At 50.8% G+C, this 5,324-nt stretch carries 3 protein-coding genes, 1 tRNA gene and 1 pseudogene; 3 read left to right on the top strand and 2 right to left on the bottom strand.

From position 1 onward, the window contains the following. Both ACTF5Z_RS05380 and ACTF5Z_RS05375 read right to left on the bottom strand, forming a co-directional pair. Nucleotides 1-244 (bottom strand): annotated as a pseudogene (locus tag ACTF5Z_RS05380) (TonB-dependent receptor); the annotation flags it as partial. Between the two features lie 206 nt (nucleotides 245-450). Continuing rightward, nucleotides 451-2,733: an NADP-dependent malic enzyme gene (locus ACTF5Z_RS05375; RefSeq protein ID WP_438984791.1), complete on the bottom strand. Its 2,283-nt coding sequence runs from the start codon at nucleotides 2,731-2,733 to the stop codon at nucleotides 451-453. A gap of 393 nt (nucleotides 2,734-3,126) precedes the next feature. Here ACTF5Z_RS05375 and ACTF5Z_RS05370 point away from each other — a divergent pair, with 393 nt between their 5' ends. The 3 genes from ACTF5Z_RS05370 to ACTF5Z_RS05360 all read left to right on the top strand — a co-directional run bounded on the left by ACTF5Z_RS05370 (nucleotide 3,127) and on the right by ACTF5Z_RS05360 (nucleotide 5,093). Beyond that, nucleotides 3,127-3,753: a LysE family translocator gene (locus tag ACTF5Z_RS05370; RefSeq protein ID WP_438984790.1), complete on the top strand. Its 627-nt coding sequence runs from the start codon at nucleotides 3,127-3,129 to the stop codon at nucleotides 3,751-3,753. Further along, complete coding sequence (locus ACTF5Z_RS05365) at nucleotides 3,746-4,921, top strand: class I SAM-dependent RNA methyltransferase (protein ID WP_438984789.1); 1,176 nt, start codon at nucleotides 3,746-3,748, stop codon at nucleotides 4,919-4,921. The genes ACTF5Z_RS05370 and ACTF5Z_RS05365 overlap by 8 nt, the downstream gene beginning before the upstream one ends. 95 nt (nucleotides 4,922-5,016) lie before the next feature. Further along, nucleotides 5,017-5,093, top strand: a tRNA-Met gene (locus ACTF5Z_RS05360). Nucleotides 5,094-5,324: the final 231 nt, after the last annotated feature.

Below are 5,324 nucleotides of genomic sequence, written 5' to 3'. Positions count from 1 at the left end.
GCTCGGTAATACCTTTAAGATCGACGATGCCCTGATCGCGCATCATGTCTTCGCTAAAGGCCGATACTGCCATTGCGACGCTTTGCAATGACTCTTCGCGGCGGTTAGCCGTTACGATCACTTCTTCTAGGGCACTTGCTTGCGAAAATGCCAGTGGTGCTTGAAAACTTAAACCTGCTGCGACTGCCCCAACAGCCAGTGCCAGCGGCTTTAACCCGTAGGTTTTGATCGAGTTGTTACTCATGTGCTTCCCCTCATTTGTCGTTGAATATAAATCGTTATTATTTAAGGTACTTGCGTATGCTTGGTTTTACCGATTTCGTGGGACAAGCGATAGATCCAGTTCAGGCTGCCTGTTAAGACCACTTTAAGGCAGCTTTAATGAAATGGCTGATGAGAGTGGCCGCTGGCGCTGCATTGATGCGCAGCGCCAGCGTTGAAGAGTGCGAGTTAGTCGTTAAGTTTACGCAAATGAATATCAGCAACAGCAAGTGCAGTCATATTCAAAATACCGCGCCCTGATACCGAGGGGATTAAAATGTGAACGGGTTTTTCTAAGCCGCATAAAAAGGGGCCTACCAAGCGGGCTTCGGTCAGTGATCGAATCAAGCCTAATGCAATACTGGCGGTATCCATGTTTGGCATGATGAGGACGTTTGCTTTACCTTCGATTTGGTTGTCTTCAAAAATTGTGGCCCGCATTTCGGGGTTTAGGGCTGAAAGCGAATGCATTTCGCCGTCGATTTGCACATCGGGGCGCAAATCGCGAAGGCGCGCCGCGGCATTCTTCATTTTTAATGCGGAGGCATCTTCGTAGGTACCGAAGTTCGAGTGCGATAACAGCGCGACGCGTGGCTCGATATCAAAGCGTTTGGCGTATTCGATGGCGTCTTGCGCAATGGTGACGATCTCGTCTTCACTTGGATCTACGTTGACGAAAGGGTCCGCGATAATGAGCGGGCCATCTTCAAGTAGCAGGGCGCATACCGAGGACACGACGCCAGAATCGCGACTGCTATTGATGAAGCTGGACAGGTGTTTCAGGTGGCGATCAAAGCGACCCACTTTGCCGCAAATCATACCATCGGCTTCACCCATATCCACGAGCAAGCCCGCCATAACAGTGGCATTAGTGTGCACCACAGTTTTTGCGGCTTCTACTGACATACCTGAACGTCCGACTTTTCGGTGGTAGTGACGCCAGTACTTGTCTTCCAAGTCGCCAGCTTCAATATTCATGATTTCGATGTCGTTCTCGATATCAATTCGCAGGCCCAATTTGGTTATTTTTGACTCGATGACCGAGGGGCGACCCAACAAAATAGGCTTGGCAACTTTCTCGTCGATTACGCCCTGCATGGCCAGCAGTACATCGTCGTTTTCGCCTTCGGCATACGCAATGCGCGCAGGGTTTTTGCGAGCGATATCGATGGTGGGCTGCATGAATAAGCGGCTACCGCTGACGTAAGAATGCAGTTTGTTGCGATAGGCTTCCATATCTTCGATGGGGCGCGTGGCGACACCACTTTCCATGGCTGCTTTCACCACGGCTAGGGGGACGTCTTCAATCAAACGAGCATCAAATGGCTTGGGGATTAGATAGTCTGGCCCGAACTTAAGTTCTTCACCGGCGTAAGCTTCAACAACTGCTTCTGTTACTTCTCGGTGCACCAAGTCAGCAATGGCTTTTACGGCCGCTTTTTTCATCTCTTCGTTAATGGTGGTAGCGCCACAATCTAACGCGCCGCGGAACATAAATGGAAAGCACAGAACATTGTTTACCTGGTTAGGGTAATCTGATCGGCCCGTCGCTAAAATTGCGTCAGGGCGCGCGGCTTTGGCCTCCTCGGGCATAATTTCGGGTGTGGGGTTGGACATCGCTAAAATAAGAGGGTCGCGCGCCATTTTTTTGACGAGATCGCCGTTCAAAACGCCAGGGCCCGATAAGCCCATGAATAGGTCTGCGTCGGTAATGGCGTCTTCAATGGTCCGATCGGTAGTTGCGACCGCGTAGGCCTCTTTGTACTTGTTCATACCTTCGGTTCGACCGGCGTAAATAACGCCCGTACGGTCTAGCATTCGGACATTGGCTTTTTGTAGGCCCATGCTCACCAATAAGTCGACGCAAGCGATACTGGCGGCACCTGCGCCCGAGACGACCAGTTTTATGTCTTCGATATTTTTGTTCACCAAGCGCAAGCCATTGTAGATGGCAGCTGCAGCTACAATCGCCGTGCCGTGCTGATCGTCGTGGAATACCGGGATGTTCATACGATCGCGGAGTTTGCGCTCGATCTCAAAGCATTCAGGCGCTTTAATATCTTCTAAGTTGATGCCGCCAAAGGTGGGTTCTAAAGATGCGACGATGTCGACGAACTTATCGACGTCGGTTTCATCGACTTCGATATCAAAAACATCAATGTGCGCGAATTTTTTAAAAAGTACTGCTTTGCCTTCCATTACGGGTTTAGACGCCAGTGGTCCAATGTTGCCAAGGCCCAATACGGCAGTGCCATTGGTGACCACGGCAACCAAATTGCCTCGAGCCGTCATTTCCGCCACGCGCTCGGGATGTTCAGCGATGATTTCGCAGGGATAGGCGACTCCAGGGCTATAGGCACGCGATAAATCACGTTTGTTCGCTAAGGGCTTGGTCGGGCGAATCGCGAGTTTCCCGGGGGTTGGGTCGGTGTGGTAGCGAATGGCGCTGTCTCTAAAATCGCGATCTGGCATAGGTATCCTCGGTTGAGCCCGTCTCGGCTCGTGCTGGCTTGCGGTAACAAAAAAGTGGCAAGTAGCTTAAAGCATCGTTGCGGCTTATGTCATGTATTGGTTGGGTAAATTCACCAATTCTTTATCGTGTTACGGGTCACAGTGGGTAACGGTCAGTTTCTGTGTTTGTGCGTGCAGATCCACAGCTAAAGATGAGCCATCGTGATGCCAAAAAATTATGAATTAGAACCGGCGATAATGCCGCCGCATCATTTTTTTCGTTAGGTCTCTGGCTTATGCTTGATGGGTGTTGCTAGAGACCTAGGTATCGATGCTAGCGAGATCTGGAAGAGCCAGAAAGTCGCCGCAACATCACATTAACACGTTATACTGCGCGCTTTTGAGAGTTGGCACATGGCGCTCGATACCCTAATCCTATTTGCTGTAACGATATTCGCTATATCGATGACACCAGGATTGTGTATGACCTTAGCGTTCACCTTAGGGATGTCGTGTGGTTACCGCCGCACTTTGTGGATGATGCTGGGCGAGTTGGCGGGCGTGGCGACGGTTGCTATCAGTGTGGCTATGGGTGTTGCTCAGGTGGTGAGATGGAAGCCAGAGGCTCTCGCATGGTTAACCATGCTGGGAGCGTTGTATCTGGTTTATGTCGGCGTGGGTATGTGGCGCAGTGCATCAGGTGCCCTAGAGGCTCAGTCGGGTAGGGCCTCTTTGAATCAGGTTCAACTGGCGGTGCTGGGGTACAATACCGCGGTGCTTAACCCTAAGGGCTGGGCGTTTTTAATTGCTATCCTGCCGGGCTTTATCAACGAGGCTGAGAGTTTGTTGTATCAACTCGGATTGCTTGTGCCCATTTTTTTGATTTCCGAGTTTATCGCGATGAGCATTTACGCCTTGGGTGGCAGGCAGCTCGCGCGTTGGTTTTCGAAGCCGGAGCACAGTATTTGGTTAAATCGTGTGGCCGCGTCCCTCATCTTGTTCATCGCGATTCTTTTTGGTTTGGAGAGCATCAATGCTTAAGTGGCAACCCGCAAAAACAAGCAGTGCAAAGCGAGCGAACAAGCAGCTGCAGCTCGGCGATGAATTAGATCTCGAGATCACCGATCTGAACAGTAAAGGTGAGGGGGTCGGAAAGCACATGCGCCAGGTCCTTTTCGTGCCAGGCACATGGTTGGGTGAGCACGTGCGAGTGCGTATTGTCGAGCTCAAAAAGTCCTATGTTCAAGCCGAACTCGTCAGTATTTTGCAGGCCAGCGATTCCCGGCGTGATGTGCCATGTCCCTACCATGGCGTCACTGAAAAAACGTGCGGTGGATGCCCATGGATGTTCATCGATTATGCGGCTCAGATACACGCTAAGCAGCGGCGTGTTGAGGAGCTGTGCTCGCGCTTGGATTTGGATTATCCAGGCGCGGTGCAGCCGTCAATCCAGGAGTTAGCGTATCGAAATCGAGCGCAATTAAAAGCGTCAGCAGATGCCGTAGGCTTTGTGGCGGCTCGAAGTGATCAGATCGTGGATGTAGAGCGGTGTTCGGTATTATCAGATCACAACAACGCCCTGTTAGCTAAAATTCGAGAGCAAGATTTGGGTATCGGCCGCCGGCGCAAAACGTGGGTGACGATCGATATTGCCGATGAAGTGGATTTCGAGCACATCTCATTTAATCAGCGATTACCGTTTCGGCAGGGCAATACTGCACAGAACCAGGAAATGTTAGGCTGGCTAACAAGGGTCTTAGGCGGCTTGGGCAGCGAGCAAGTTGTAGAGTTGTTTGCTGGGTCAGGCAATTTAACTCAAGCACTTGTTGCATCCGGTGTTGATGACATCACCGCGGTAGAAGTTGTACCAGAAGCTCTGGACGCTTTGCGGCAACGTTTACCAAGTGCGAAAACGTTTGCACATGATTTGTTCGATAAAACAAAACTATCCGACCTAGTTAGTCTGAGTATAGGTGCAGATTTGTTGTTGCTTGATCCTCCTCGTGACGGATTCGCCTTGCTGAGTCAGTTGGTGAGCCAGTTGCCCAGCCTAAAAAGTATTATTTACATCTCTTGCGATCTCGCCAGCTTTGAACGTGATGTGGCCTCGTTGCGCGACTTATTTGAATTGCGCGAATTACAGCCTCTTGATATGTACCCGCAAACGCCGCATGTCGAGCTTTTAAGTCTTTGGATGCGAAAAACGTAAAGGCATTGAAAATTCAGGTTGACCGATGCGCGGTGTCTAACTATACTCTCGCCCCTCAGTCGAACGCCGCTACTAGCGTCGACGAACCAGATAGTTGCGGGGTGGAGCAGCCTGGTAGCTCGTCGGGCTCATAACCCGAAGGTCGTCGGTTCAAATCCGGCCCCCGCTACCAAATAGAATAACCGGTACTGTGAAAGTACCGGTTTTTTTATGCTCAAAAATTGTGTGATTTATGGGTAGTCCAGGGGGTGTTAGATGCTCGACCGTCGGGCTCAACTCTTTATCCGGCGAAGCCGCTGAAGGTCGTCGGTTCAAATCCGGTCCCCGCTACCAAACAGAAAAACCGGTACTTTAACGAGAGCCGGTTTTTTTTAACAAAACGCGGTTATCTATCGCCCGCTTC

This window comes from Aequoribacter sp. (genome assembly GCF_965659035.1).
GTDB lineage: Bacteria > Pseudomonadota > Gammaproteobacteria > Pseudomonadales > Halieaceae > Aequoribacter.
The sequence above is the reverse complement of the archived record's forward strand: the minus strand, read 5'-3'. Positions and strand labels throughout refer to the sequence as shown.

Bases quoted from the DNA above. Each gene is read 5' to 3' on its own strand.
- ACTF5Z_RS05375 (WP_438984791.1), bottom strand. From the start codon at position 2,733: ATGCCAGATCGCGATTTTAGAGACAGCGCCATTCGCTACCACACCGAC.
- ACTF5Z_RS05370 (WP_438984790.1), top strand. From the start codon at position 3,127: ATGGCGCTCGATACCCTAATCCTATTTGCTGTAACGATATTCGCTATA.
- ACTF5Z_RS05365 (WP_438984789.1), top strand. From the start codon at position 3,746: ATGCTTAAGTGGCAACCCGCAAAAACAAGCAGTGCAAAGCGAGCGAAC.